Here is a 26,559-nt window from a genome sequence, read left to right as displayed (position 1 = left end):
GGTGTGTCACTATCGCTCTGGAATCACGGGGTGAATGGGGAGGCGCTGTGGCGGGCATCGTCGGCGTGCACGGGATCGGCAAGTACAACTACTACGTGGCGGCGGGCAACTCCGCGACGGGGGCGGCGGAGGCGATGCGCCTCAAGTGGGACCGCTACCTGCAGGTGGCGCTCGGGGGAGAGAGCAGGACCTACTTCAGCGAGGTGGCCTACTTCTCCCACCTGCTGCACGACCGGCAGCCCCAGCAGGGGCCGCAGGCGTTCGCGGCCCTGCCGGCCCCCGCCCAGCAGGTGCTCGTCGACTGGGCCAGGAACCTGGACATGGGCGAGCGCTTCACCGGAGCGCTCAAGATGTTCACCGGGTGGCTGCTCACCCGGCTCGACAGCAGGTCGGCGGCGTTCGCGTCGCTGTTCGCGCCGGAGGTGGCGGCCTACCTGACCGATTCGGCCAGGCGCGTGAGATGCCAGGAGGCTGTGCGCGACGCGATCAGGAAGAACAGTCCGCGGGTGGTGATCGCCCATTCGCTGGGCAGCGTCGTGGCCTACGAGACGCTCTGGGCCAACCCCGACCTTGAGGTCGACCTGCTGCTCACCCTCGGCAGCCCGCTCGGCATGCGCAACGTGGTCTTCGAGCGCCTCCTGCCCGCCCCGATCAACGGCCTCGGCCGGCGGCCCACGGGCGTCAAGCGCTGGGTGAACATCGCCGACAAGGACGACATCGCCGCCATCCCGGCCAACCTGCGGGGCAGCTTCACCGGCGTGGACCTGGAAGAACGGGTCAACCTCGACTGGATCGACTTCCACACCGCCGAGAAGTACCTGGGTTGCCCGGCACTCGACCCGCATCTGCGACCATTCCTGCCATGACGTGGATTGTCTTCGACTACGGCAGCGTGCTGTCCCTGCCTCAGCCCGAGTCCGACGCCGACGAGATGGCCCGGGCGGTCAACACCGACCCCGAGGCGTTCAAGCGGCGCTACTGGGAGCACCGCCTGGAGTTCGACCGGGCGTCGCTGACCCCGGCCGCCTACTGGTCGGCGGTCCTCGGCCGGCCGGCCGCCATCGCCGAGATCGCCCGGCTGGTCGCGATGGACGTGGCGAGCTGGGCCTACCCCGACGAGGGCACGGTCGCCATCCTGAACGATCTCCTCGACCGTGGCGGCGACGTGGCCCTGCTGTCCAACGCGCCCGCCTGCGTGGCCGACGGCCTGGACGGGCTGCCCTGGATCGCGGCCATCGAGCAGCGCTTCTACAGCGGCAGGATGGGCCTGGTGAAGCCGGACCGGGAGATCTTCGACCGGATGGCGGCCGAGCTCGACGCCGACCCGGCCGAGATCGTGTTCATCGACGACCGGGCGGAGAACGTGGCCGGGGCCGAGCGCGCGGGCATGACGGGCGTCCAGTTCACCTCCGCCGAGGCCCTGCGGGAGACGCTCAAGGCGTGACACGCTGCGGCGGGAGGAGGACTGATGCTGTTCATCCAGCCTTGACTCCGCAGTCACGACCGTGTCAGTCGGGCTGGACATACCTGGACCGTGGACCGCAGATCCTTCCTCGCCGCGGCGGCAGTGACCTTCCTCGCGCCGTCCCAGCAGGCCGAAGCCCAGCAGACCAGAACCCTCAGGACCGACCCCTTCACCCTCGGCGTGGCCTCCGGAGACCCGTCGACCGACGGCTTCGTCCTCTGGACCCGCCTCGCCCCGAACCCCCTGTCCGGCGACGGGCGCGGCGGCATGCCCTCTCGCGGCGTGGACGTCGACTGGCAGGTCGCCACCGACGAGCGCTTCTCGTCGATCGTCAGATCCGGTACGGCCGAGGCCCGGCCGGGCGCCGCGCACACCGTCCACATCGAGGTCGCGGGCCTGGAGCCGGGACGCGACTACTTCTACCGGTTCAGGAGCGAAGGCAGGCTCTCACCCGCCGGCCGGACCAGGACCACACCGACGGGTGAGCGGCCGCTGACGTTCGCGGTCGCCGCGTGCGCGCACTACGAGCACGGCTACTACACCGCCTACCGGCGGCTGGCCGAGCAGGAGCCCGAGCTGGTGGTGTTCCTGGGCGACTACATGTACGAGTACGGCCCCAGCGGCTACACCGCGCTGGCCGGGCGGGTCCGCACGCACACGCCGGGCAAGTGCGAGACGCTGGCCGACTACCGGCTGCGGCACGCCCAGTACAAGAGCGACCACGACCTCCAGCGGGCGCACGCGGTGGCGCCGTGGCTGGTGGCCTTCGACGACCACGAGGTGGAGAACAACTGGGCCGCGTCCGTCTCCAGCACCGGCGCCCCCGGCTTCGCCCGGCGCCGGGCGGACGCCTTCAGGGCGTACTACGAGAACATGCCGCTGCGCCGGGCCAGCGTGCAGGGCGCGGTGCTGCGGGTGAACCGGCGCGTCTCGTGGGGGTCGCTGGCCCGCTTCCACCTGCTCGACACGCGGCAGTTCCGTGACGACCAGGCCTGCCTGGACGGGGTACGCGCCGGGTGCGACGACCGGCTGGCGGCCAAGCGCACGCTGCTGGGCGCCGACCAGTGGCGCTGGCTGGAGGACGGCCTGCGCGAGTCCGGCACCCGGTGGAACCTGCTCGGCCAGCAGATCCTGATGGCGCAGCGCGACTACAAGGTGGGGCCGGGCCGCGAGGTGAACCTGGACTCATGGGACGGGTACGCCGCCGAGCGGACCCGGCTGCTGGGCTCGCTGTCCGGCACCTCGAACCCGGTCGTGCTGACCGGCGACGCCCACATGCACCACCTGGCCGACCTCAAGACCGACTTCGACGACCCCGACTCGCCCGTGGTGGCCAGAGAGCTGGTGACCTCGTCGATCGCCAGCGACGGGGACGGGTATCGGGACAAGACGTGGATCGCCGAGGCGTTGCAGGAGAACCCGCACATCTCCTACATCGACCAGCGGCGGGGCTACATCATGGCCAAGGTCACTCGTGACGATATCTCGGTGGATTACCGGACGCTGGATTACATCTCCCGCAAGGGCGCCCCCGCCAAGACCGCGCACAGCCTGACAATCCCCGCCACCGCCCATGCCCGAACCTGAACGTCTGCTGGGAAAGGGCTGAGGGTTCGCTCAACGCAGAAGCGGCCGAGCCACCGAGGTGGCCCGGCCGGGGGTCGTCAGCTCTCCGGCCAGCTGGTGTCCGGGAACTCGCCCGTGGCGCTGCCCGCCATCACCACCTGATCGCTCTCACTGAGGCCTGAGGTGATCTCCACGTACTGGTCCCCGCGCACCCCGGTACGCACCACCCGCGCCGAGTCGTGCCCGCCCGAGCGCACGGTGACCACGCTCGTACCGTCCGCGCGGCTCTTCACCGCCTCGGCCGGCACGTAGATCCCGTCGTCGGCCGTGCCCGTCGTCACCGACACCGAGGCCGTCTGCCCGAGCATCAGCCCGCGCGGCGGCTTGTCGAAGGCGAGCGTCACCGAGTAGCGGACGAGCTTGTCGCTCACGGTGGCGGTCGGCGCGATGCGGGTGACCTTGCCCGTGTACTTCTCCGAGCCGCGCGTGGCCAGGGTGATGCTCGCTTCCTGGCCGAGTTTGAGCTTGTTCACGTCGGATTCGGTGACCATCGCGTCGACCTGGAGCTCGTTCAGGTCGCCGAGGCTGATGAACGTGCTGGTGCCCGCCGTGTCGCCGACCCCTCCCGCCACCGACAGGACCGTGCCCGAGGCGGGAGCCACGATCCGGGTGCCGCGTACCTCGTCGGCGGCCTGCTCAAGGGCGGCCTGGGCGCGGTCCACGTTCGCACTGGCCTGGTCCTCGCTGATGCCGCCCTTGCCGTTCGCGCCGCCGCAGGGGCTGCCGCCCTGGGACTGGCGGGCTCCCGGCGTGGCCTTTCCGGTGGGCCTGCCCGAGGCACCGGGCTTTCCGGTGGGTTTCCCCGTGGCCTTACCTGTGGGTTTCCCTGTGGCCTTGCCGGTCGGCTTGGCGGAGGACTTGCCGGTGGGTTTGGCGGTGGGTTTGGCGGTGGGTTTGGCGGAGGGTTTGGCGGTGGGTTTGGCGGTGGCGGTGCCGGTCGGCGAGGCCGATGGCCGGCCGCCGTCCGGGGTGGCCGTCACGGTCGCGGTGACGGTGGCCGTGGCCGTGACGGTCACCGTGACCGTGGGCTGCGGCTCGTGGCCGCTCGGCGTGGGCTCCGGGGTCGGCGTCCAGGTGGGCCGGGGGGTCGGGGTCGTGGCCGGGGTGAGCGCGGTGGCGGGGGCGGCGATGGGCGCCGCCGAGGGGCCGAAGGCGCCCTTGGCGGCGACCGCCCCCACGACCGAGGTGGACGTGCCGCTGCTGCTCGGCGAGCACGTGGCCGTACTGGTGGCGGCGGTCGTGGCGGTGGTCAGGGCCTCCTCGGCGGCGGCCAGGTCGGCGGCGGCGGCCGTGTAGCCCTCGCGTGCCGCCGTGCCGTCCACCCGGGCCAGCACCTGCCCCTTCTTCACCTTGGCGCCGACCTTGACGTAGATCTTGGTCACCGTTCCAGAGCCACCGAATCCCAGGTCGCGCCGCGAGCCGTCCACGGTGTTGCCCGCGGCCGTGACGGAGGCGGTGACGACGCCCCGCTTGGCGGCTGCCAGCCGTACCTGGGCGGCGGGCTCCGGATCGTCGCGGAGCGCCAGCACCAGGCCGGAGCCGGCCACCAGGACGGCAAGGGCGAGCCCGCCTAGCTTGAGCGCCTTAGGCGGGAAAGTCGGTCTCATGGAGGCCCATCATGGCGTGAGCAGGTTAGTACGGGGCTGCGAGGCAGCTCAGAGTTGTCTGTGTGTCTCCAGAGGTGTCCACTTTGTCAGCGAACCTTCAGCTAGCTCGCGGCTGTAGCGCAGACTGGTGTGCAAGGGTCACCGGCTGTGAAGGTGTCGACAAGGCGCAGAGCGCTGATAACCAACGGGGCCCTAGGCGTGCTCCTGCTGGGCGGTGTCGCGTTCGCGTACGCCCAGCTCGGCGGCACGGACGAGGTGGCCAGTGAGACGGCCACCCGGACGGTGACCGCCGGGCGCGGCACCGTGACCGCCTCGGTGTCCGCCTCGGGCGCGGTGGAGAGCTCCAGGAGCAGAACGCTCGCGTTCGGGACGAGCGGGACCGTCGAGCGCATCTACGTCAAGGCGGGAGACAAGGTCCGCAAGGACGACATCCTGGCCAAGCTCGACGACGCGGCGGCGGAGGAGAACCTGTCGGCCGCGCGCGCCACGTACAACAGCGCCGTCGACGACGGGACCTCGACCGCCCAGCTCTACGCCGCCTACATCAAGGCGCGCAACGCCTACCGGGAGGCCCAGCGAACGGCCACGGCGACAGTGCTGAGAGCGCCGTTCGCCGGCACGGTCACGGCCGTGAACGGCGCCGTCGGCGGTTCCTCCAACGGATCCGGGACCTCCAGCGGCACCTCGACCCAGAGCACCAGCCAGAGCGGGCAGAGCGGCCAGTCCGGAAGCGGATCGGGGTCCGGGTTCATCGACCTGGCCGACACCGGCAAGCTCCAGCTCGTCGGCACCTTCACCGAGTCGGACGTCAGCAAGCTCAAGGTCGGCCAGGCGGCCACCGTCACCTTCGACGCGCTGCCGGGCGTCACCGCCACCGGCAAGGTCACCCAGATCGAGCCGGTCGCCTCCACCAGCAACAACGTCGTGCAGTATCCGGTGACGATCTCCTTCACCAAGGTCCCCAAACAGGTGCGCCTGGGGCAGACCACCACCGTCGAGGTCGTGACCGGCGAGGCGGAGAACGTCATCACCGTCCCGTCCACCGCGCTCTCCACCAGCGGCGGCCAGAACACGGTCACCCTGCTCAAGAACGGCCAGCAGGTCAGAACCCCGGTCGAGGTGGGCGTACAGGGCGCCTCGCTGACCGAGATCAAGTCGGGCGTCTCCGAAGGAGACCAGATCGTCCCGCCCGCCACGTCCACCACCACGGGCACCGGCAACCAGCGGCAGGGCGGCTTCGGCGGCGGCTTCCCGGGCGGCGGCGGCGTGCCGGGAGGCGGGCGATGACGGCTCCCGTCCTGAGCGTGCAGAACCTGGTCAAGGAGTACGGCGAGGGCGACGCCAGGGTAAGGGCGCTGCGCGGGGTGAACCTCGACGTCGAGCAGGGCGATTACCTCGCCATCATGGGCGCCTCCGGCTCCGGCAAGTCGACGCTGATGAACATCCTCGGCTGCCTGGACGTGCCCACCACCGGCCGCTACCTGATCGACGGCGCGGACGTCGGGCAGCTCGACGAGCACCAGCTCGCCAAACTACGCAACCGCCGGGTCGGCTTCGTCTTCCAGTCGTTCAACCTCATCCCGCGCATGAGCGCGCTGGCCAACGTCGAGCTGCCGCTGGTCTACGGCGGCATCGGCCAGGCCGAACGGCGCAGGCGCGCGCTGGCCGCGCTGGAGCAGGTCGGCCTCACGGACCGCATCCACCACGAGCCCAACCAGCTCTCCGGCGGCCAGCAGCAACGCGTCGCCGTGGCCAGGGCGCTCATCACCGCCCCCGCCCTGCTGCTGGCCGACGAGCCCACCGGCAACCTCGACACCGCCTCCACGCAGGACGTTCTGGAGATCATGGACAGGCTCAGCGAGTCGGGCCGCACGATCGTGCTCATCACGCACGAGAACGACGTGGCGGCGCACGCCAAGCGGGTCATCAGGCTGGTGGACGGCGAGATCGTGGAAGACGTCCGGCAGGGCCCGCTCGAGGGGCCGCCGCCGCGGATGGCGGAGGTCGCCCGATGAACCAGCTCGAGATCCTGCGCTTCGCCCTGCGCGGGCTGCTGGCCAACAAGATGCGCAGCTCGCTGACCACGCTCGGCATCCTCATCGGCGTCGCCGCGGTCATCCTGCTCGTCGCCGTGGGCGAGGGCTCCTCGCAGAGCATCCAGAAGAACATCCAGCGGCTCGGCGCCAACACGCTGACGATCTCCCCGTCCTTCTCGGGCGGTGGCGGTGGCGGGGGCGGTGGCGGATTCGCGCGGGCCGGCGGCGGCGGTGGCGCGCCCGGCGGCGGGCAGAACACCGGCCCGCGTACCCAGGCCAGGCAGCTCACCCTCGCCGACGCCAAGGCCCTGACCGACAAGACGGTGGCGCCGTCGGTCGCGTCGGTCTCGCCGGTCGTGACCGCCTCCTCGGCCGCCACCACCTACGGGGCGGCCAGCCACTCGATCTCCCAGCTCATCGGCACCTACCCGAGCTACTTCGAGGCCACGAACAAGCCGGTGACCAAGGGCACGTACTTCTTCAACGACGACGTGCTGGCCGCCAGGAAGGTCGTGGTGCTCGGGCAGACCGTGGTCGAGGAGCTGTTCGGCACCCTCGACCCGATCGGCAAGCAGGTGACGATCTCCGGCGTGCCGTTCACGGTCGTCGGCGTGCTGAAGGAGAGCGGGTCGACCGGCGGGCAGCAGGACGCCGACGACGTGGCCATCGCGCCGCTGCCGGCCGTACAGCAGAGCCTGACCGGGTTCGGCTCGCTCAACTCGATCGTCGTGCAGGCGAGCGGCTCGACGGCGACGGAGTCGGCGCAGTCCGAGGTCACGGGCGTACTCAACCAGCGGCACGGCATCACCGGCACCGCCTCGGCCGACTTCCGGATACTCAACCAGGCCACCCTGCAGGAGACCGTCAGCGCGGCGACCGGCACGTTCACCGTGCTGCTCGGCGCGGTCGCGGCGATCTCGCTGCTGGTCGGCGGCATCGGCATCACCAACATCATGCTGGTGACCGTCACGGAGCGGACCAGGGAGATCGGCATCCGCAAGGCCATCGGCGCGCCCAGGAGCGCGATCCTGGGTCAGTTCCTGATGGAGGCCACGCTGCTGAGCCTGGTCGGCGGGCTGTCCGGGGTGCTGGTGGCGTTCCTGGGCACCCGCTTCACCATCGCGGGCATCGAGCCGGTGCTCGTCCCGTCCTCGGTCGCGCTCGCGCTGGGCGTGTCCGTCGGCATCGGCTTGTTCTTCGGCAGCTATCCGGCCAACAGAGCCGCCAAGTTGAGGCCGATCCAGGCCCTGCGCCACGAGTGACAGACCCCCCGAAGGAGACAGAAATGGCCAAACTTGACGGCTCGCCCTACCCCGACGATCTGAACAGCGAACTGGCCGTCCAGCCGCGTAAGCCGCTGTCGAAGGTGACGCTCGGGCTGATCGCGGGCGTGGTGCTGGTGGCCGGGGTGGTGATCGGCATCCAGGTACAGAAGGCGATGGGCGCGCCCGCCACGGCCGCCGCCGGCCAGCAGGGCTTCGGCAGGCAAGGTGGGATGCCCGGCGGCTACGGCCAGCAGCCGGGCGGCAGAGGACAGATGCCGGGCGGGTACGGTCAGAGGATGGGCGGCGCCGGTGGCGGCGGCACCGTGGGCACCGTCGAGAAGGTCGAAGGCGGCAAGATCTACGTCAAGACCATGGACGGCACCACGGTCACGGTCACCACCACCGACGCGACCACGGTTCAGGTGACCAAACCGGGCAAGCTGGCCGACCTGCAGACCGGCACCACTGTCGTGGTGCGCGGCGAGAAGGGCGGGGACGGCTCGGTGGCCGCCACCTCGATCAGTCAGGGGGGAGGCGGCAGATGACCGAGCCGGAGGCCAGGCTGCTGGTGGTGGATGACGAGCCCAACATCAGGGAGCTGTTCTCCGCCAGCCTGCGGATGGCCGGGTTCGAGGTGCTCACGGCGGCCGACGGCAAGGAGGCCCTGCGGGTGGCCGAGCAGACCACGCCCGACCTGGTCATGCTCGACGTGATGCTGCCCGACCTCGACGGCCTGGCGGTCGCGGGCAGGCTGCGGTCGCGTGGCCGACGGGTCCCGGTGCTGTTCGTCACCGCCAAGGACACGCCGGAGGACCGGCTCGCCGGGCTCGGGCTCGGCGAGGACTACGTGACCAAGCCGTTCAGCCTGGAGGAGGTCATCGCCCGGATCCGGGCGGTGCTGCGCAGGACCAGGCGCGGCACGCCGCCGCCGAACCGGCTGCGGATCGCCGACCTGGAGCTGGACGAGGAGACGCACGAGGTGTGGCGCGACGGCGTCCAGGTGCGGCTGTCGCCCACCGAATACCGGCTGCTGCTGTACTTCATGCTCAACGCGGGACGGGTGCTGTCCAAGACGCAGATCCTCGACCACGTCTGGAACGGCGACTGGCGCACCGACGTCGGGCTGGTCGAGTCGTACGTCTCCTACCTGCGCCGCAAGGTCGACACCGGCGAGCGGAGATACCTGCACACACTGCGCGGCGTCGGCTACATCCTGCGCCCGCCCAAGGATTGAGCCCGGCCGGGAAATGACATGAGGAGGTATCTCGCGCGGACGCCGCTCTGGCTGCGTCTCGTCTCGGCCACCCTGCTGATGGTCACGCTGGCCATCACGCTGACCGGGCTGTTCGCCGTACGGCTGCTGCGCGGTTATCTCGTCGAGCGCGTCGACCAGCAGCTACGTGCCGCCAGCACGCCGTGGCGCGCCGCTCCGCCGCCTCCCGAACCGCAGCTGCGCCCGCAGCCGCAGCGTTTCTACGGCCTGTTCCACTCGGTGCTCGTCGACCCGACCGGCGCCAAGATCAGGACCATGACCGAGTCGACCGAGACTCACACCCCGAAGCTGCCCAGGCTCACCACCGCCGACGTCGCGCGCATTGCCGGGCAGCCCTTCACCGTCGAATCGCAGGCCGCCGACGGCCCCTCCTGGCGGGCCGTCGCCATGCCGGGCCGCGACGGCGACAGCAGGATCATCGCGATCAGCCTGGGCGACCTGGACGACACGGTCTCCCAGCTGCTGCTGATCGTGGCGGTCGGGGGCGGCGGGACCCTCGTGGTGCTCGGCTTCGCCTGTTACTGGCTCGTACGGCGGAGCCTGCGCCCCTTGGGCGAGATCGAGCGGACCGCCCGCCACATCGCGGACGGCGATCTGTCACGCCGTGTACCGCTCTGGGCGGGCACCACCGAGGTCGGCAAGCTCGGCCGGGCCCTGAACGGCATGCTCGGCCGGATCGAGGTGGCCGTGCGGGAGCGCGAGGCGGCGGCCGAGTCGGCGCGCGAGTCGGCCAGGGCGGCGCGGCGCTCGGAGGAGCTGACCCGCCGGTTCATGGCCGACGCCTCGCACGAGCTGCGGACCCCGCTCACCTCGATCAGGGGGTTCGCCGAGCTGTTCCGGCTCGGGATGGACAAGGACCTGACGGAGGCGACCCGGCTGCTGAGCCGGATCGAGGGGCAGGCCGCGCGGATGGGCCTGCTGGTCGAGGACATGCTGCTGCTGGCCAGGCTCGACCAGCGCCGCGAGCTCGACGCGCGGCCCGTCGACGTGCTCAGCGTCGCCGCCACCGCCGTGATCGACGCCCAGACGCTCGCGCCCGACCGGAAGATCGAGCTGGTCATGCTGTATGGGAGCGAGGGGCCGGTGCTCGTGACCGGTGACGAGCTGCGGCTCGGGCAGGTGCTGGGGAACCTGGTGGGCAACGCGCTCTCGCACACCCCGCCGGGCACGGCCTTCACCGTCGGGGTGGGGGCTCGTGACGGGCAGGCCGTCGTCGAGGTGACAGACGAGGGGCCCGGGTTCTCGCCGGAGGTGGCCGAGCGGGTGTTCGAGCGGTTCTACCGGGCCGATCCGGCGCGCAGCACCGGCGGTGCCGGGCTGGGGTTGTCGATCGCCGCCACGCTCGTCGAGGCGCACGGCGGCAGCGTCTCCGCGTCGAGCGTGCCGGGCAAGGGCGCCACCTTCCGCGTCACGCTCCCGCTCGCCCCGTCCCAGGTCGCTCCACCTCGGGTGAAGGGCTCTCTTCAGCCGAACGCGTAGCTTCGGCCGATCGCTCGGCCCCAGCCTGAGTCTCGGCCTCAGCCGAACGCGTAGCCTCGGCCGATCGCTCAGCCTCGGCCTCAGCCGAAGGCGTAGCCGTACAGGCCGGGGCCGCTGCTGAGCTCGCGGACCTTTCCCGGTCGCAGTCCGGGACGGGTGCCCGGCTGGCGCGAGCCCGGCACGTACAGCACCTTGCCCTGGTCCGGCGCCGCCACCACCAGCCCGAACAGCGGACGCTCCTTGGTGAGCGACCGGTAGCGCCCGCCGAGCGCGGGCAGCGCGGCCAGCGACGCGCCGAAGTCCCGCCCCTTGCCCTTGATCAGCAGGTTGCCGTCCTTGGTCAGCCCGCCCTTCCTGGCTCCGGCCAGCACCTGGACCCCCTTCTCGCCGGGTACGCCGACGGCCAGCTCGTCGTCGCCGTCTCCGTTGAAGTCCCCGGCCGCCAGCGCGGCGCCGAACCTGTCGTAGTAGCGCGGCTCACCCTTGAGCAGCCGCTGCGTCCACATCTCCGACCGCGCGCCGCGCAGCAGCCCGCTCCCGTTCCCGTACAGGACGTGCACGGCTCCGTCGCCGTAGTCCATCGCCCGCTGGTTGGCGCTCAGCCCCTCGCCGGGTACGCCGACGACCAGGTCGGAGTGCCCGTCGGCGTCGAAGTCGCCGGTCGTGAGCGTCGCCCCGAACGCGTCCCACTTCTCGGCGGCGCCCTTGACCCCGGAGCTGCTCTGCGTCAGGAGCCGGGCCCGCTTGGCCCGCACGTCGACGACGGTGACCGAGCCCTGGCCGTCCTGGGTGACGCTGTCGGCGGGCGCGCCCACGGCCAGCTCGTCGCGCCCGTCGCCGTCGAAGTCGCCGGTCGCCAGCGCCGCGCCCCACTGGTCCGTCACGTTCGCCGCCTGCCGGATCCACGGCGTCTTCTGCGTGATCTGGTACGGCTTGCGGCCCTTCATCCAGTAGATCGTGACGCCCCCGCCCGTACGGTGGCCGGGAGCGCCCACCACGAGCTCGTCGCGCCCGTCGCCGTCGAGGTCGCCGGCCGCCAGCGACGCCCCGAACCGGTCGCTCGACGGCTTGGCCGGCGCCAGCTCCTTGCCCGGCCGCAGGCCCGCGGACGAGCCGTGGAACAGCTCGACGACGCCGTTGCCGTCGGCCCCCGGCACGCGCTCGCCCGCGAACTCCTCCGACACGCCCACCGCCAGGTCGGCGCACCGGTCGCCGTCGAAGTCACCGACCGCGAGCGCGGAGCCGAACGAGTCGCCCGGCTCGGCGCCCTCCTGGGTCAGCTTCACCTTGTGGCCGTTGCCGTAGACGATCGTCACAGAACCGGCCCGCCGGTTGTCGTACGGGGCGGCCACCGCCAGATCGGGACGGCCGTCGCCGTCGAAGTCGGAAGGGGATCCGCCGCATGACGGAGCCGCGGTGTGGGTCGTACCCGAAACCAGGGGGAGAACCAGGCAGGCGGCTAGCAGAGCGTTCATCTAAATAGTGGCGCGGACCCGGTCCTTCAGGGCCGGAAGGAAGCGCCACCCCTCCTTTCGAAAACAGTATGGAAAGACTCGGTCACGTTCGGTAATATGTGCGGTGGGTGAGGGCGCTGTGACAGGAGGTGCGCGATGGCGATCCGCCGCTCGGTCACCAAACGCCACGGCCTGCCCACGGTCGTACAGTTGCGGCTCACGCCGACGCCGGTCCAGGCTGAGGCGCTGGCGGCGGCGGTGCTGGTGTGCAATCAGGCGGCCACTGTCGTGTCCCGGCTGGCCTGGCAGCATCGCACCTTCGCCGTGGTGGAGTTGCACCGGCTGGCCTACTACGAGGTGCGGGCGCAGGTGGCCGGGCTCGGCGCGCAAGCGGCGGTGCGGGCGATCGCCCGGGTCGCCGGCGCGTATGCCAACCGGCGCGCCACCAAGAAACGCGCGCACATCTTCCGCCCGCACGGCGCCGTCCCTTATGACGCCCGCCTGATGAGCTGTAATCGTGACGCCCGCACGGTGTCGCTGTGGACTCCCACCGGCCGCGTCACCGTGCCCTACACCGGCCGCCCAGAAGACCTCAAGGCGGTGGATACGCTGCCGATGGGGGAGGCGGACCTGATCTGCCGGCGCGGGGTGTGGCTGTTGCAGGTCGCTCTCACCGTGCCCAAGCCGGCGGTGCGTGAGCCGGTCGGCGGCTTTCTTGGGGTGGATCAAGGGGTGGCGAACCTGGCGCTCACCTCCGACCGGGTCGTGCTGCCCGGCCCCGCCCTCCCTGGCCCGATCAGTGGCAACGGCCACGTCCGCGCGCTGCGGGAACGGCGGCACCGCCAACGCCGACGCCTGCAGAAGAAGGGCACGTCGGCGGCGCGTCGGGTGCTGCGCCGCCTGTCCGGGCGTGAGCACCGGATGATGACCGACCTCAACCACCAAATCAGCAAGCATGTGGTGCGTGAAGCCGAACGCACCGGCCGTGGTGTCGCCCTGGAGGATCTGCAGGGCATCCGTGGCCGGGTTAGGGCTCACCGGCTCCAGCGGCGCACCCTGCACAGTTGGGCGTTCGCCCAGCAGATCGCGTTCACCCGCTACAAGGCCGCCCGCGCCGGGGTCGCCTTCGTGCTGGTCGACCCCGCGTACACCTCGCAGGCGTGTCCGGAGTGCGGGAACGTGGCCAGGGCGAATCGGCCGGCGCGGGGCCGGTTCGCCTGCACCCGGTGCGGCCTCGCTGGGCACGCCGACCACATCGCAGCCCGCAACATCGCCACACGCGGCGCAGCGGGCTGGGCTGCCATCAACCAGCCACACGCTACCGGCCTCCCTTCACCCAGACGGGACCGTGAGAGCAAACCACCAGCTTCAACCGGTGGTAGTTGACACAGGTAGGTATGTCCGCCCCGCCCGAACCAGGTCTTAACGCCATGGGAACGTGCCAGGATAGGCGGGTGGACATCGACCTCGCGGATCTGGCTTTCTGGCGCCGGCCCCTCAAGGAGCGGCACGAGGCGTTCGCCAGGCTCCGGCAATTGGAGCATCCGGTGTTCTTCCCGGAGAAGAAGGTGCCTTTCCTCCGGTCAGGAAGCGGCTTCTACGCCCTGGTCAGGCACGCGGACGTGGTCGAGGCCAGCCGCGACGCCAAGGTCTTCTCCAGCGAGCCGGCCGTCACCAATCCGGAGCCGCCCGGCTGGGTCAAGCAGGTGTTCGGTGAGTCCATGGTCAACATGGACGACCCGCGCCATGCCCGGCTGCGCCGGATCGTCACCCGCTCGTTCAGCCCGCGCATGCTCTCCGGCCTGCAGGACGACATCGAGGCCGCCTGCGAGCGGATCGTCGACGACGTTGTCGAGCAGGGCCCGCGTGACTTCGTCCACCAGGTCGCGGCCCGGCTCCCCATCCACGTCATCTGCGACATGATGGGCATCCCCGACGACCTGCGGACCAAGGTCCACGAACACGTCGACGTCTCCACCGCCTACACCGGCGTACGCCCCAGCCTGGTCCGCAGCGTGCAGCTCGCCGGCCAGAACATGCTGGCACTGCTCGCCCTCCAGCGCATGGTGATCAAGCTGGGGCACGAACGGGCCGCCGAGCCGCAGGGCGACCTGGTGTCCCTGCTGGTCACCGCCAACCCCGACGGCGAGAAGCTCACCGACCGCGAGCTCGGTTCCTTCTTCGCCCTGCTCCTGGTGGCGGGCAACGAGACCGCCCGCAACACGATGGCCCACGGCATCAAGCTGCTCACCGACAACCCCGCGCAGCGCGAGCTGCTGATGGAGGACTTCGACGGCCGCATCGGCAACGCGATCGAGGAGATGGTCCGCCACGTGTCGCCGATCATGCAGTTCCGGCGCACGCTGACCCAGGACTACTCCCTGCGCGGCCTGGAGCTGAAGAAAGGCGACAAGGTGGTCCTCTTCTACGGCTCGGCCAACCGCGACGAGACGGTCTTCCCCGACCCCGACAGCTTCGACATCACCCGCGAGACCAAGCCGCACGTCGGCTTCGGCGGGCCGGGGCCGCACTTCTGCCTCGGCGCGAACCTGGCCAGGCAGGAGCTGCGGACGATGTTCCGGGTGCTGCTGACCCGGTTGCCGGAGATCCGCGCGGTCGGCGAGCCGGACCTGCTGCTGTCGAACTTCGACAACAGCGTCCGCAGCCAGGGGTTCACGTTCTGAGCTGCTCCTCAGGCGCCAGGACGTTCCTCCTGATCGTCAGGAAGGTGATCAGTGCGGGGACGACCATCAGCGCGGCGCTGATCAGCATCGCGGAGTGGAAGCCCGCGTTGAAGACGGGCGGGTTCTTGAAGGCGTCGCCGACCAGACCGACCAGGGGCGGCACCGCGGCCACCGCCAGCAGGCTGCCGGTGCGGGCCACCGCGTTGTTGACGCCGCTGGCCGTACCTGCGTAGCGCTCGCTCGCGGTGGCCAGCACGGTCGCGGTCAGCGGCGCCACCACCGCCGTCAAGCCGAGCCCGAACACCGTCACCGCGGGAAGGACCTGCAGCACGTACGAGGCGCCGACGCCGATCGTGCTCATCCACAGGAACCCGAGCCCGGCCACCAGGATGCCGATCGTCATCGGCCAGCGCGGGCCGTACCGCTTGGCCACCTCGCCGGAGCGCGCCGACAGCAGCAGCATCAGGATCGTCACCGGAATCAGCGACAGCCCGGCCGCCGTCGGCGGGAACTTGGACACCACCTGCAACTGCACGACGAGCAGGAAGAACACCACGCCCATCGCCGCGTACACGAACAGCGTCACCACGTTCACGGCCGTGAACACCGAGTCCCGGAAGATGCTCACCGGCACCAGCGCGTCGGGGGACCTGCGCACCTCCAGCACCACGAACGCCGCGCCCAGCACCAGCCCCACGACCAGCGGTATCGGCGCCCCCTTCTCGATCAGGCCATAGGTGAGGCAGGCCAGGGCCAGCGCCGCCAGCACCGCGCCCAGCACGTCGAACCGGCCCGCGGCCTGCTCGTCCCTGCTCTCGGGCACATGCCGCAGCGTGACCAGCACGACGATCGCCGCGAACGGCAGGTTGATCAGGAACGCCCACCGCCAGCCCGCCGTCTGCACCACCGCGCCACCCAGCAGCGGACCGATCGCGGCCGCCACCCCGCCCAGCCCGGACCAGGCGCCGACCGCGCGCGGCCGGTCGTCCCTGATGAACGACGCCTGGATGATCGCCAGCGCCCCCGGGGTGAGCAGCGCGCCGCCGACGCCCTGCAGCCCGCGGGCGGCCACCAGGAACTCGATGTTCGGCGAGAGCCCGCACAGCGCCGAGGCCAGCGCGAACCAGACCGTGCCGATCAGGAACACCTTCCGCCTGCCGTAGCGGTCCCCGAGCGAGCCGCCCAGCAGGATCAGCCCGGCCAGGGTGAGCGTGTAGGCGTTGATCGTCCACTGCAGCCCGGCCATGTCGGCGTCGAGGTCTTTGCCGAGAAAGGGCAGCGCGACGTTCACCACGGTGCTGTCGAGCATGGCCAGGCCGGAGCCGAGCACGGTCGCCGCCAGGATCCAGTGCCCACGGGCGGATTTCAGCGCTACGTGATCGTCGTCCATGAAGTCAATCTTGTCACCGCCTTCTGGCACATCTGGGCTCCCCCCGACAAAAGCAGCCATGTTCTCGTTCTACGAACATCTCCCGTCCCTTTACGACTTACCGGTCTATAGGCGGGAGGCCGTGCAGCGACTGCCCGCCGACGCCGCCTGGCGCATCACCGCCATGTCCTCGTACGGGGACTCGGACGCGCTCTCACTCAAGGACCTCGACGACCTGCTGAGCCCAAGAAAGACCTCGACGACCTGTTGAGCCGGGTCGATGGCCCGCGCATCCGCGCGATCGTGGTCGGCCAGCGAGGGCTCGACTACTGCCGCCTGCGGCCTTGACCTTGGCAGAGATGGCGGTCGAGGCGCTGGCCGCAGCCGCCGACCGGTTGCCCGCGCTTCCCGCGTTGCCCGCGCCGACCGGCTGCCCGCGCTGCGCCACCTTCGACGACTGGCGTTCTATCGCGGTTTCGGAGGGAGCGGGCCTCCCCTCGTCGTCGTCGGGACTCCTTCCCGGGAGCGGCGGCGGCTTCGGCTGTTCGCCGCCGCTCTGGAGCGCCCGGGGCTGCCTGAGCCGTACGTGGTCGCCTGGTCCGACGTACTGACCGACCTGGTCCGGCGTACTGGCCGGTGTGGCGCCCGACGTACTGACCGACCTGGTCCGGCGTACTGACCGGTATGGCTCCCGGCATGTTGACCGGTGTGGGGCCCGGCAACAGCGCGCCCTGCTGACCCGCGCCGCACATGGGTTACGGAGCGGTGTTGCCCAGGGCTCTCAGCACGAAGCCCGTCACCAGTTCCCCCGCCGTCTCGACGGTGACCGCGCCGCTGATCAGGGGCACCCGCTCCGCGCCGATCACCGCGAGGATCATGCGGGCCGTCGCCTCGACGTCGAGTACCTGGAAAGCGGCTGATTCGATCCCGCTCTCCAGGATCTCCACGAGGATGCGCTGCATGGGCGCCACGTGTTCGGCGAGCTGCTGGTAGGCGTCGGGACCGAGCGCGGCGCTGAGATCGGCCGCTCCCGGATGCGGGTGCGCCAGCAGACCGGTCAGCTGCAGCCTCACGAACACACGCAACCGGTCGGCGGGAGACGCCCCTGCCGGCAACTCCCGCTCGTAGTCTTCGATGAAGTAGCTGGTGACCCGTTCAGTGAAGGCCAGCAGCAGGGCGGCCTTGTCCGGATAGTAGTTGTAGAGGACGGTCCGGGTGATCACGGCCTCGTTCGCCACGTCCGTCATCGAGATGGCGTCGATCCCCTGCACCCTCGACAGGCGGGCGACGGCCTGCAGGATGCGATCGCGCGTCTGGGCTCGGTGCTCACCGATCGTGGCGGCGGAGATGCGGGGCATGGGTCCAATGGTAGGCCGGGGGCTCGAAGGGCGGTGGTCATCCGTCTTTAAGCCGACTCGTGCGCAGGAGGTCTGGTATGGCGTACGAACGTGGGGGCCGCTCCAGCCTGCGCATACATCTGGAAAATCCCCTCAGACGTCCTGGAAAGGCGCGTCGAGACGACGTGCTGGAAAAGGTGCGTCAGGCCGGAGCCGCTCTGGACGGCGCCGCGGTCAGGTGCCCCAGCGGCGGACGTTGGCCTGCTCGGCGTCCCGCATGATCCCGGTGGCGTCATGCAGGGCCGGGCCGAAGCGCTGCATGGTGTCACCCATCGTCACCACGGCCTCGTTCCAGTTGCGCTTGGCCTCCAGATAGACGCCCTTCGCCGAGCCGTCCCAGGTCTCCAGGACCTTCAGGTCGTTCTCCAGGTCGGTCAGCTCGCCGACCAGGCTGCCGTACGCCCGGCCGAGCTCGGCCGCGATCTCCTCCATCTGGTCGAAATTAGCGAGAATGATGTCCGGGTTGCCCATGGCCACCCCTCCTTAGCAGTCGGTGTTCAGAGCTTGCCGCCGTTGAGCGCGGCCATGAGGTTCTGGGTGACGGCCTGCGTGGAGGTGCTGGCCTCCTCGTACTCGATCCCCGAGCCCTTGAGGTTCTCGGCGATCAGGTGAAGGGCGTCGATGACCTTCTTGAACTGCGGGTTCCACTCGTTGAGAACCTGCGCGTAGACGGTCGCCGACTCGCCCTTCCACGCGCCGCCGAGCTGCTCGGGGATCTGGAGCAGCCTGCTGTGGATCTGGGTGATGTGCTCGTGCGCGGTCAGCGCGCGCGTGGCCGCGTCCTGCTGACTTCCTTGCTGGTACGTGGTCGGCTGCGTCACGGTTCGCCTTCCGGTGCGGTGCGGTCAGGCGTGAATAACGCGCCTGAAACGTGCGAGAATTTCGTGCGACGCGAGCAAATATAAGCGCGCACGCGGCGGCGAAGCCACGATTTCAATTTTCCTGTAAATGTTGGCGAATGCGCGTACTTCGCGACCCGGCATGCGGCCGACCAGCGTCAACGCCTGTGTCGGCCGTGCGGGAAAGAGGGCGATATTCGAAATGGGCGCCGATCGGTCAGTGGCGGCGCGGCCACTCGTATTTCGCCGGCAGGGCGTCCTATGCGGCTGCCTTGATCACGTGGAGCAGCTCGCCGAGCACCTCGGTGTTGAGCTGGTAGGCCAGCTTGACCTCGCCGATCATGCGCTGCTGCTCCCGCTCGCCGAAGGGCAGAGTGTCGAGGCGGGCGCGATATTCGTTCTTGAACCGGGGCAGGCTGCCGACCTCGTCGAACAGGTAGAAGTCGACCCCGCCGCCCTTCTGGTAGCCGTAGATCTTCTGCAGCTCCATCCGGATGAACTGCCCGCCAGACAGGTCGCCCATATAGCGGGTGTAGTGGTGGGCGATGTAGCCGCCCGGCCAGTCGGCCACCTGCTCGATCCGCGCCACCAGGGTCCGGGTCGCCTTCGAGGGGGCGATCCGGTCGCGCCAGCCGGCTCCGTAGACGGTCCGCAGGTCACGCTCCAGCGCCGGCTCCCGATAGAGCTCCGGGAAGACGAACCGCCCGGCAACCGGGTGGTCGACCAGCGTCTTGGCGGCGCCGTCGAGAGCGAGGTAGGCGAAGTAGTGCTGCGCGACGAGCTCGCCGTAGTCCTGCTCGCTCAGCCGGCCGCTCATCAGCTCTTTGAGGTAGCTCTCGTCCTCGGCCGACTCGTGGTCGCCCCAGGTGGCGTTCTTCAAGATCTCGGAGAACGACGTCACGCTTCACCCCAATGTGTGGCCGGGTCTTTCATGACAAAGTGTCACAAACCCTGGATGGGCGCGTCAAGTTGATGACGACACACTGTCATTAAACCCGACCCTGTCCTGCTGGTGCGGCAGCCACCACGTCGCCGGGGCGACCTAAGGCGATCAACGTGAGATTGCGTAGCGACGGCGTGCCGGGTGCGAAGTAGTCACTGTGCCCGCCGGGACCGACCTCAAACACCCGCGCGCCGTACCCGGGACTCAGCGCGTCGGCCCCGAAACCGAGCGGCCCGAGCTTCACTTTTGGCACGAACCTAATCCAGTCGCTCCCACCCACACCCGCCCACACTCTGGTGGCAGACGGTGCGCGGTCGGATGGCGCGCGGTCGGGCAGCGTGGGGTCAGATGGCGTGGCGTTGGGCAGGGTCGGGTCCGGCAGCGTGGGGTCCGGCAGCGTGGGGCCGGATGGCGCGGCGTCGGATGTGGCGTTGGATGGCGTGGCGTTGGGCAGCGTCGGGTTGGACGGTGTGGGGTCGGGCAGTGTGGGGTCGGGCAGTGTGGGGTCGGATGGCGTGTGGCTGGATGGTGCGTCGATTCCCGGGCTTCCGAACAGTGCTATATCGGCCACGGGCAGGTCCGGTCCGGCCTTGGCGCACACCACGGACCCATAGCTGTGGCACAGCAAGGCGATCGGCGCGGATGTCCGCGCGTGCAATTCCGTGACGGTACGGCGAAGCGCCTTCGCTCCCTCGACGGCCGCCGTGTCCGTGATGGCGCCCAGGCTCCACGTTGGCGGCGCGTCGTAGCCGAGCCAAGCGATCACGGCCAGTCGCTCGCCGTGGCTCACCTTGGCGGCCTCGGCCAGCAGCGCCCGGGCCGCGCCGCCCGGCCGTTTCGTGCTCGCCTCGAAGGTGGCCACCGTGGTGTCGGCACCCGGCACCACGATGGCGACCCGATCGGCGGTGGCCAGATCGCCGTAGACCTTCACGAGCCGGCCACTGTGCTGGCTGGGCAGTGCCAGGACCGCGCCGAACGCGAGACTTCCGGCGAGCGTGAGCATTCTGAGCATGATCAGAAGTTACGGAAGGGAGGCCGTCGACCGCGTCACCGCTGGGTTTGAATTCTCCGGTAGTACCTGGGGTTGATGCGGCGGTCGGTAAGCGCCTGGGGTGACACGGCCGAAGTCAAATGCCCGGGGATGACGCATCCGCAGGCAAATGTCTGGCGGTGACAGCGCCATCGGCAGGCACCTGGCGGACGAGGTGGTCAGCGCGTGTAGCGGTGCTTGGCGCCGGGCGGGAAGTACTCGGGATCGCCCAGTTCCCGGAGCCGGATGAACGGCGCCTGCCGAGCCATCGGCACATAGGCCGCGAACTCGCTGTTGAGCCGGAGCAACTGCGCCAGGATCGACTCGCCCACGAGCCGGGCCGTCTCCTCCGACGGCTTCTCGCCCGGCATCAGCTCCACCGTCACCGTGAGATTCCGGTCGCGCCGGTCGTCCTCCACCGCTTCCATGACGAACTTCCCGGTGACCAGCGAACTGACCGCCGGCTGCTGAAGTCCGATGGAGATGTTCTCCGGGAACACGTTCGCCCCGTAGTAGGACACGGTGAAGTGGCTGCGCCCGAACACATACACGAAGGGCCGGGAGGGACCGGTCGCCGACGGCTCGAAGCCGCATTTCCCTAGGAAACGGAGCATCCGCTCGAACGGCACGATCCCGCCCTCGTCGGCGATGTGATAGCGGACCAGCGGGATGCCGTTGTCGCCCGAGAACACCAGCGTGCCCTCATGCTCCTCGAAGAAGCGGACCTCGGGGTCGTACTGGACGAGGGTCGGCAGCCGCGACTCGCCGAACAGCTCCCTCGCCGCCCCTGGACGTCCGGCCAGGAACCGGCGGATCTCCACGGAGAGGGGAGTCTCGTTGCCCAGCACCCCCGCGTCGGCCGTGCCGTACAGGGAGGCGATGCCGCGCACCGGGTCGGCGATGCCCGCCTTGTCCGCCACCAGCGCGCGCCACTCCTCGCTGAACACCTCGCCGGCCGTGACGAGCTTGACGTTCCACCTGGCCCAGGGCAGCCCCGCGTCGATGACGTCCTTGAGGAAGGGCGGATAGCCGAGCAGCACCACCTGGTCGAAGTGCGGGGCCAACTGCGGGATGACGCGAAGGATCTCCCGCTTGTCGTTGCCGGGGGCGACCACGGTGATCGGGTAGCCGCGCTCGGCCAGGTGACGGCAGCAGGCCAGGGTGAACAGCCCGCCCACCCAGGTGCCGAGCGCGAAACAGACGACGGCGAGCGTCCTGCGTTCCTGGGCCTCGAACGAGTCCCGGAACACCTCCTCGAACCGCGACGCGATCACCCGCTCGTCGGACGCGGAACGCGGCCAGAACGACGGCGTGCCCGTCGAACCGGACGAGACCGCGATCATGTCGCCGATCACGCCGTCGCGGCAGAGCCGGGGGAGTGGGTGGCGGTTGAGGTAGCCGTCCTTGGTGAGCAGCGGCAACCGCGCGAAGTCTGACATGGTGGACACCTGGCCCGGGTCGACGCCATGCTCGGCGAGGAACTCCCCATACGCGGGCACCGACGCGGCCACCTGACGGAAAAGCGCAAGCGGATCCATTTCTCAGACGGTAGATCCTGCCTTCCGTCCACGCACGCGGTCACCCCCGCCTGTCCGCGCAGAGGACGCTCACTCGCCCGGTCGTACCAGCCCCGTCTCGTACGCGTAGACGATCGCCTGCGCCCTGTCGCGCAGCCCCAGCTTCATCAGCACCCGCCCCACATGCGTCTTGACCGTCTGCTCCGCCACCACCAGCTTCACCGCGATCTCCTGGTTGGACATCGCCTGCGCGACCAGCGCGAGCACCTCCGTCTCGCGCTCGGTCAGCTCCGCCAGCCGCCGCACCGTCGGCGCCCGGGGCGCGCCCAGCCGGGCGAACTCGTGGATCAGCCGCTTGGTGACCGCCGGAGCGATGAGCGCGTCGCCCGCCGCGACCACCCGCACGGCCTCGGCGAGCTGGACGGCCGAGGCGTCCTTGAGCAGGAACCCGCTCGCCCCCGCCCGCAGTGCCTCATAGACGTAGTCGTCGAGGTCGAAGGTGGTCAGGATGAGCACCTTCGGGCCGTCGCCCGCCGACAGGAGCCGTCTGGTCGCCTCCAGCCCGTCCATGACCGGCATGCGTACGTCCATGAGCACCACGTCGGGCCGCAGCTCGGCCGCCTGCCGTATCGCCTCCTCGCCGTTGGCCGCCTCCCCGACCACCTCGATGTCGGCCTGCGTGCTCAGGAACACCGTGAACCCGGTGCGCACCATCCCCTGGTCGTCCGCGATCAGGACCCGGATCACGTCGTCTCCTCCGTCGCCGCCACCGCGATCGGCAGCGTGGCGGTCACCTGGAAACCGCCTCCGTCGACCGGTCCCGCCTCCAACGTGCCGCCGAGCAGCGCCGCCCGTTCGCGCATGCCCACCAACCCCTGACCGGCTCCTTCGGTGCCGCCCGGCGCGGTGCCGCCGGCGTTGGCGACGCGCAGCCGTAAGGCGTGGCCGTCATGCTCGACGGTGATCGTGACCGTGGAGCCGGGCGAGTGCCGCATCACGTTGCTCAGCGACTCCTGCACGATCCGGTACGCGGACAGGCCCACGGCGGGTGGCAGCGGCCCGAGCGGCTCCGGTCGCCCCACCCGCACGGTGAGCCCGGCGGCGCGGGCGTTGGACACGAGCTCGTCGAGCCGGTCGAGGCCGGGCTGCGGCGCGGTGTCGGTGCGGCCGTCCTGGTCGCGCAGCACGCCGAGCACCTGCCGCAGCTCGGCGATGGCCTCCAGGGACAAGCTGCGGATCTCGGCCAGTCCCGCCTCCAGCTGGACGGGATCGCCGGCCGCCTTGAGCGGCACCGCCTCGGCCTGGATGGCGATCACCGACATGTGGTGGGCGACCACGTCGTGCAGCTCCCGCGCGATCCTGGCCCGCTCTTCGAGCACGGCCTGGGCGCCTTCGGCGAGCCGTGTGCGCCGTTCCTCCTCCACGAGCCTCGCCGTGGCGTTACGCCGTACGCGCACGTTGTAGCCGAACAGCAGGGCGACCGTCACGATGACGGTGACCACGGCCATCGAGTCGGGATGGATGATCCACGCGGCCAGGGCGCCCACCACCCACACGACGATGGTGATCCGGCGATCGCAACGCGCGGCGACCGAGTAGGCCACGAGCACGTACATCACCGTCATGGCGGCCGTGTAGGGCGGGTCGCCGGGGCCCGGCCTGATCGTCTCAATCACCCACAACGCGGAGGGCAGCAGAACGACGGCCACCCGCCAGGCGCCCAGCGGCCACCGGTCACGCAGCGCCACGGGCAGGGAGAACGCGGCGGAGGCGAGAAAGAGCAGCTGGTCGTCGACCGGCAGCTTGGCCTCGTCGTTCCAGCCGACGAACTGGGAGAACGTGCTGCCGAACAGGAGCAGGGCCACCAGGATGTCCGCCACCTGGACCAGGTCGACATGGCCGGCCAGCGGCTGCCAGCGGGGCGGCCGGAAGCGCAGCCAGCGCGATCGGGGCGGCGACGGGTCCGCGTCGCCCTGGAACAGCGCCAGCGCGACGGATCGCACCACTGCCGAGAACACGCGACCACCCTACGGGCGCGTGGCCGGGCGGGCATCAACCCTGGGTCGTCATCCTCAGGTATGACTGGCTTACATGATTACGATCGCCGTGAGCGAACATCGGCAAGCCTGGGAACAATCGGCGGCTCTAATGAATTGAGTCGGTATAACTCAACCCTTTGGAGTTCGTATGAGTGAGAGCTTGATCCTCCCGGTCCTGCCGCTGGACGACGAGGTCGTCCTGCCGGGCATGGTGGTTCCGCTGGACCTGTCCGACTCCGAGGTGCGGGCGGCCATAGACGCGGCCCAGGCATCTGGTGGCAACAAGCCGCGGGTCCTCCTCGTTCCCCGGATCGACGGCCGTTATGGCGCGGTCGGCGTGCAGGCCGTTGTCGAGCAGGTCGGGAGGCTGCCCGGTGGCGAGCCCGCCGCCGTGGTGCGAGGCGTCAACCGGGTTCGCGTGGGCACTGGCACGACCGGCCCCGGCGCCGCCCTTTGGGTGGAGGCCATCGTGATCGAGGCCGTCTCCGCCGGCGAGCGCGCCCAGGAGCTGGCCAAGGAGTACAAGGCCCTGGCCACCACGATCCTGCAGAAGCGCGGCGCCTGGCAGGTCGTCGACCAGGTCAACCAGATCGACGACCCCTCGGTCCTGGCCGACAGCTCCGGCTACACGCCTTGGCTGACGACGGCCCAGAAGGTCGAGCTGCTGGAGGCCGCCGACCCCGCCGACCGGCTGGCCAAGCTGGTCGAGTGGTCGCGCGAGCACCTCGCCGAGCTGGATGTGGCCGAGACGATCCGCAAGGACGTCCAGGAGGGCATGGACAAGCAGCAGCGTGAGTTCCTGCTGCGCCAGCAGCTCGCCGCGGTCCGGAAGGAGCTCAAGGAGCTCAACGGCGACTCCACCGAGACCGAGGAAGAGGACTACCGGGCCCGCGTCGAGGCGGCCGACCTGCCGGAGAAGGTGCGCGAGGCCGCGCTCAAGGAGGTCGACAAGCTGGAGCGTACGTCCGACCAGTCTCCCGAGACCGGCTGGATCCGTACCTGGCTCGACACCGTCCTCGACCTCCCGTGGAACGAGCGGACCGAGGACAACTACGACATCACCCGCGCCCGTGAGGTGCTGGACGCCGACCACACCGGTCTCGCCGACGTGAAGGACCGCGTCATCGAGCACCTGGCCGTGCGCAAGCGCCGTCAGGACAAGGGCATGGGCGTGGTGGGCGGCCGCCGCAGCGGCGCCGTACTCGCGCTCGCCGGTCCTCCCGGAGTGGGCAAGACCTCGCTGGGCGAGTCCGTCGCGCGGGCGATGGGCCGCAAGTTCGTCCGCGTCGCGCTCGGCGGCGTCCGCGACGAGGCGGAGATCCGCGGTCACCGGCGCACCTATGTCGGCGCGCTGCCCGGCCGCATCGTCCGCGCCATCCGCGAGGCCGGGTCGATGAACCCGGTCGTCCTGCTCGACGAGGTCGACAAGGTCGGCGCCGACTACCGCGGCGACCCGACGGCGGCCCTGCTCGAAGTGCTCGACCCCGCGCAGAACCACACGTTCCGCGACCACTACCTCGAGGTCGAGCTGGACCTGTCCGACGTGCTGTTCCTGGCGACGGCCAACGTCCTGGAGGCCATCCCCGGGCCGCTGCTCGACCGCATGGAGGTCGTGACGCTCGACGGCTACACCGAGGACGAGAAGGTCGCCATCGCCCGCGACCACCTGCTGCCCCGGCAGCTCGACCTCGCCGGACTGACCGCCGACGAGGTGGGCGTCGAGGACGCGGCGCTGCGCAAGCTGGCCGCCGAATACACCCGGGAGGCCGGCGTACGGTCCCTGGAGCGCTCGGTCGCCCGCATCCTGCGCAAGGTCGCGGCCAAGAACGAGCTGCCCGTCACGGTCGGCGAGGACGACCTGGTCGGCTACATCGGCCGCCCCAGGTTCGTGCCGGAGTCGTCGCTGCCCGAGGCCACCCAGCGCACCTCGGTGCCCGGAGTGGCGACGGGCCTGGCGGTCACCGGCGCGGGCGGCGACGTCCTCTACGTCGAGGCGTCCCTGGCCGAGCCGGAGACCGGCGAGACCGGGCTCACGCTCACCGGCCAGCTGGGCGACGTGATGAAGGAGTCGGCCCGGATCGCGCTCTCCTACCTGCGCTCGCACGGCGCGGAGCTGGAGCTGCCGGTCACCGCGTTCAAGGACCGCTCGGTCCACGTCCACTTCCCCGCGGGCGCCGTGCCCAAGGACGGCCCCTCGGCGGGCGTGACGCTGACGACCGCGCTGGCCTCGCTCCTGTCCGGTCGTACGGTACGCAGTGACGTGGCCATGACCGGCGAGATCTCGCTCACCGGACGGGTGCTGCCGATCGGCGGCGTCAAGCAGAAGCTGCTGGCGGCGCACCGGGCAGGCATCACCACGGTCCTCATCCCGGCCCGCAACGAGCCGGACCTGGACGACGTGCCCGAGGAGGTGCGCAACGAGCTGACGATCCACCCGGTCAGCGACGTACGCGAGGTCCTCGACATCGCCCTGTCCCCGGCCCAGGTCGCCTCCCCGGTCGCGGCCTGACCGACCAGCTGCCCCGCTGTACTCCGG

The 26,559-nt window shown here is 70.4% G+C and carries 25 protein-coding genes; 14 read left to right on the top strand and 11 right to left on the bottom strand.

All coding sequences use genetic code 11. The annotated features are described in order from the left end of the window. Positions 1–47 precede the first annotated feature (47 nt). The 3 genes from ACGFNP_RS07185 (at position 48) to ACGFNP_RS07175 (ending at position 3,052) form a co-directional block, all read left to right on the top strand. Entirely contained in the window at positions 48–866 is an 819-nt protein-coding gene (locus tag ACGFNP_RS07185; protein WP_393315806.1) for a hypothetical protein, read from the top strand. Beyond that, complete coding sequence (locus ACGFNP_RS07180; protein WP_358326330.1) at positions 863–1,444, top strand: HAD family phosphatase; 582 nt, start codon at positions 863–865, stop codon at positions 1,442–1,444. Before ACGFNP_RS07185 ends, ACGFNP_RS07180 begins: the two co-directional genes overlap by 4 nt. Positions 1,445–1,534: 90 nt before the next feature. Beyond that, positions 1,535–3,052, top strand: coding sequence for an alkaline phosphatase D family protein (locus tag ACGFNP_RS07175; RefSeq protein WP_393315803.1), 1,518 nt, complete (start codon positions 1,535–1,537; stop codon positions 3,050–3,052). Positions 3,053–3,129: 77 nt separating this feature from the next. On the opposite strand, the gene ACGFNP_RS07170 is transcribed toward ACGFNP_RS07175, so the two are convergent. After that, positions 3,130–4,698 (bottom strand): efflux RND transporter periplasmic adaptor subunit, encoded by a 1,569-nt coding sequence (locus tag ACGFNP_RS07170; protein WP_393315801.1) that lies wholly within the window; start codon positions 4,696–4,698, stop codon positions 3,130–3,132. 198 nt (positions 4,699–4,896) lie between these two features. Here ACGFNP_RS07170 and ACGFNP_RS07165 point away from each other — a divergent pair, with 198 nt between their 5' ends. Genes ACGFNP_RS07165 through ACGFNP_RS07140 form a run of 6 tightly spaced genes read left to right on the top strand, consistent with a single transcriptional unit; the run spans position 4,897 to position 10,751 of the window. Then, positions 4,897–5,985, top strand: coding sequence for an efflux RND transporter periplasmic adaptor subunit (locus ACGFNP_RS07165; RefSeq protein WP_393315798.1), 1,089 nt, complete (start codon positions 4,897–4,899; stop codon positions 5,983–5,985). Continuing rightward, positions 5,982–6,713: an ABC transporter ATP-binding protein gene (locus ACGFNP_RS07160; RefSeq protein WP_358326342.1), complete on the top strand. Its 732-nt coding sequence runs from the start codon at positions 5,982–5,984 to the stop codon at positions 6,711–6,713. Before ACGFNP_RS07165 ends, ACGFNP_RS07160 begins: the two co-directional genes overlap by 4 nt. After that, positions 6,710–7,996: an ABC transporter permease gene (locus ACGFNP_RS07155; RefSeq protein WP_358326345.1), complete on the top strand. Its 1,287-nt coding sequence runs from the start codon at positions 6,710–6,712 to the stop codon at positions 7,994–7,996. Before ACGFNP_RS07160 ends, ACGFNP_RS07155 begins: the two co-directional genes overlap by 4 nt. A 23-nt stretch (positions 7,997–8,019) precedes the next feature. Then, positions 8,020–8,544, top strand: a complete 525-nt coding sequence (locus tag ACGFNP_RS07150; RefSeq protein ID WP_358326348.1) for a hypothetical protein — start codon at positions 8,020–8,022, stop codon at positions 8,542–8,544. Continuing rightward, positions 8,541–9,233, top strand: coding sequence for a response regulator transcription factor (locus ACGFNP_RS07145; protein WP_358326351.1), 693 nt, complete (start codon positions 8,541–8,543; stop codon positions 9,231–9,233). The genes ACGFNP_RS07150 and ACGFNP_RS07145 overlap by 4 nt, the downstream gene beginning before the upstream one ends. Before the next feature lie 18 nt (positions 9,234–9,251). Continuing rightward, on the top strand, positions 9,252–10,751 hold the full coding sequence (locus ACGFNP_RS07140) for an ATP-binding protein (RefSeq protein ID WP_393315793.1): 1,500 nt from the start codon (positions 9,252–9,254) through the stop codon (positions 10,749–10,751). A gap of 80 nt (positions 10,752–10,831) precedes the next feature. Here ACGFNP_RS07140 and ACGFNP_RS07135 read toward each other — a convergent pair whose 3' ends face one another. After that, the gene (locus tag ACGFNP_RS07135; protein ID WP_393315790.1) at positions 10,832–12,226 is read right to left on the bottom strand and encodes an FG-GAP and VCBS repeat-containing protein; all 1,395 of its coding nucleotides are present in this window, start codon (positions 12,224–12,226) and stop codon (positions 10,832–10,834) included. A 135-nt stretch (positions 12,227–12,361) separates the two neighbouring features. On the opposite strand from ACGFNP_RS07135, the gene ACGFNP_RS07130 reads away from it, so the two are divergent. Beyond that, complete coding sequence (locus tag ACGFNP_RS07130) at positions 12,362–13,591, top strand: RNA-guided endonuclease InsQ/TnpB family protein (RefSeq protein WP_393315787.1); 1,230 nt, start codon at positions 12,362–12,364, stop codon at positions 13,589–13,591. Positions 13,592–13,659: 68 nt separating this feature from the next. Then, the gene (locus tag ACGFNP_RS07125) at positions 13,660–14,889 is read left to right on the top strand and encodes a cytochrome P450 (protein WP_393315784.1); all 1,230 of its coding nucleotides are present in this window, start codon (positions 13,660–13,662) and stop codon (positions 14,887–14,889) included. Here the strand turns inward: ACGFNP_RS07125 and ACGFNP_RS07120 are convergent. Next, entirely contained in the window at positions 14,879–16,279 is a 1,401-nt protein-coding gene (locus ACGFNP_RS07120) for an MFS transporter (RefSeq protein ID WP_358326363.1), read from the bottom strand. The genes ACGFNP_RS07125 and ACGFNP_RS07120 overlap by 11 nt on opposite strands. A 121-nt stretch (positions 16,280–16,400) precedes the next feature. Here ACGFNP_RS07120 and ACGFNP_RS07115 point away from each other — a divergent pair, with 121 nt between their 5' ends. Both ACGFNP_RS07115 and ACGFNP_RS07110 read left to right on the top strand, forming a co-directional pair. Next, positions 16,401–16,529, top strand: a complete 129-nt coding sequence (locus ACGFNP_RS07115) for a hypothetical protein (RefSeq protein WP_393315781.1) — start codon at positions 16,401–16,403, stop codon at positions 16,527–16,529. Positions 16,530–16,602: 73 nt separating this feature from the next. After that, entirely contained in the window at positions 16,603–16,869 is a 267-nt protein-coding gene (locus tag ACGFNP_RS07110) for a hypothetical protein (RefSeq protein ID WP_393315778.1), read from the top strand. A 144-nt stretch (positions 16,870–17,013) separates the two neighbouring features. On the opposite strand, the gene ACGFNP_RS07105 is transcribed toward ACGFNP_RS07110, so the two are convergent. From ACGFNP_RS07105 to ACGFNP_RS07070, 8 genes are all read right to left on the bottom strand, one after another. Then, positions 17,014–17,616 (bottom strand): TetR/AcrR family transcriptional regulator, encoded by a 603-nt coding sequence (locus tag ACGFNP_RS07105; protein ID WP_358326371.1) that lies wholly within the window; start codon positions 17,614–17,616, stop codon positions 17,014–17,016. A 213-nt stretch (positions 17,617–17,829) separates the two neighbouring features. Continuing rightward, the gene (locus ACGFNP_RS07100; RefSeq protein ID WP_358326373.1) at positions 17,830–18,126 is read right to left on the bottom strand and encodes a WXG100 family type VII secretion target; all 297 of its coding nucleotides are present in this window, start codon (positions 18,124–18,126) and stop codon (positions 17,830–17,832) included. Positions 18,127–18,152: 26 nt separating this feature from the next. Further along, a complete protein-coding gene (locus ACGFNP_RS07095; protein ID WP_214641864.1) occupies positions 18,153–18,476 on the bottom strand; it encodes a WXG100 family type VII secretion target in 324 nt (107 codons plus the stop codon). Between the two features lie 277 nt (positions 18,477–18,753). After that, positions 18,754–19,395: a heme oxygenase (biliverdin-producing) gene (locus tag ACGFNP_RS07090; RefSeq protein ID WP_393315774.1), complete on the bottom strand. Its 642-nt coding sequence runs from the start codon at positions 19,393–19,395 to the stop codon at positions 18,754–18,756. 88 nt (positions 19,396–19,483) lie between these two features. Continuing rightward, complete coding sequence (locus ACGFNP_RS07085) at positions 19,484–20,449, bottom strand: alpha/beta hydrolase (RefSeq protein ID WP_393315771.1); 966 nt, start codon at positions 20,447–20,449, stop codon at positions 19,484–19,486. Between the two features lie 197 nt (positions 20,450–20,646). Further along, positions 20,647–22,005, bottom strand: a complete 1,359-nt coding sequence (locus tag ACGFNP_RS07080; protein ID WP_393315768.1) for a phenylacetate--CoA ligase family protein — start codon at positions 22,003–22,005, stop codon at positions 20,647–20,649. Positions 22,006–22,074: 69 nt separating this feature from the next. Next, entirely contained in the window at positions 22,075–22,731 is a 657-nt protein-coding gene (locus tag ACGFNP_RS07075; protein WP_358326386.1) for a response regulator transcription factor, read from the bottom strand. Next, entirely contained in the window at positions 22,728–24,002 is a 1,275-nt protein-coding gene (locus ACGFNP_RS07070; protein WP_393315764.1) for a sensor histidine kinase, read from the bottom strand. The genes ACGFNP_RS07075 and ACGFNP_RS07070 overlap by 4 nt, the downstream gene beginning before the upstream one ends. A gap of 169 nt (positions 24,003–24,171) precedes the next feature. On the opposite strand from ACGFNP_RS07070, the gene lon reads away from it, so the two are divergent. Next, a complete protein-coding gene (lon, locus tag ACGFNP_RS07065) occupies positions 24,172–26,532 on the top strand; it encodes an endopeptidase La (RefSeq protein ID WP_393315761.1) in 2,361 nt (786 codons plus the stop codon). Positions 26,533–26,559 lie beyond the last annotated feature (27 nt).

Source organism: Nonomuraea sp. NPDC049269, from assembly GCF_043197155.1.
Lineage (GTDB): Bacteria > Actinomycetota > Actinomycetes > Streptosporangiales > Streptosporangiaceae > Nonomuraea.
The sequence above is the reverse complement of the archived record's forward strand: the minus strand, read 5'-3'. Positions and strand labels throughout refer to the sequence as shown.

Coding starts and splice junctions, on each gene's coding strand:
- ACGFNP_RS07120 (WP_358326363.1), bottom strand. CDS start 16,279: ATGGACGACGATCACGTAGCGCTGAAATCCGCCCGTGGGCACTGGATC.
- ACGFNP_RS07180 (WP_358326330.1), top strand. CDS start 863: ATGACGTGGATTGTCTTCGACTACGGCAGCGTGCTGTCCCTGCCTCAG.
- ACGFNP_RS07080 (WP_393315768.1), bottom strand. CDS start 22,005: ATGGATCCGCTTGCGCTTTTCCGTCAGGTGGCCGCGTCGGTGCCCGCG.
- ACGFNP_RS07140 (WP_393315793.1), top strand. CDS start 9,252: ATGAGGAGGTATCTCGCGCGGACGCCGCTCTGGCTGCGTCTCGTCTCG.
- ACGFNP_RS07105 (WP_358326371.1), bottom strand. CDS start 17,616: ATGCCCCGCATCTCCGCCGCCACGATCGGTGAGCACCGAGCCCAGACG.
- ACGFNP_RS07155 (WP_358326345.1), top strand. CDS start 6,710: ATGAACCAGCTCGAGATCCTGCGCTTCGCCCTGCGCGGGCTGCTGGCC.
- lon (WP_393315761.1), top strand. CDS start 24,172: ATGAGTGAGAGCTTGATCCTCCCGGTCCTGCCGCTGGACGACGAGGTC.
- ACGFNP_RS07130 (WP_393315787.1), top strand. CDS start 12,362: ATGGCGATCCGCCGCTCGGTCACCAAACGCCACGGCCTGCCCACGGTC.
- ACGFNP_RS07150 (WP_358326348.1), top strand. CDS start 8,020: ATGGCCAAACTTGACGGCTCGCCCTACCCCGACGATCTGAACAGCGAA.
- ACGFNP_RS07135 (WP_393315790.1), bottom strand. CDS start 12,226: ATGAACGCTCTGCTAGCCGCCTGCCTGGTTCTCCCCCTGGTTTCGGGT.
- ACGFNP_RS07160 (WP_358326342.1), top strand. CDS start 5,982: ATGACGGCTCCCGTCCTGAGCGTGCAGAACCTGGTCAAGGAGTACGGC.
- ACGFNP_RS07170 (WP_393315801.1), bottom strand. CDS start 4,698: ATGAGACCGACTTTCCCGCCTAAGGCGCTCAAGCTAGGCGGGCTCGCC.
- ACGFNP_RS07145 (WP_358326351.1), top strand. CDS start 8,541: ATGACCGAGCCGGAGGCCAGGCTGCTGGTGGTGGATGACGAGCCCAAC.
- ACGFNP_RS07100 (WP_358326373.1), bottom strand. CDS start 18,126: ATGGGCAACCCGGACATCATTCTCGCTAATTTCGACCAGATGGAGGAG.
- ACGFNP_RS07085 (WP_393315771.1), bottom strand. CDS start 20,449: ATGCTCAGAATGCTCACGCTCGCCGGAAGTCTCGCGTTCGGCGCGGTC.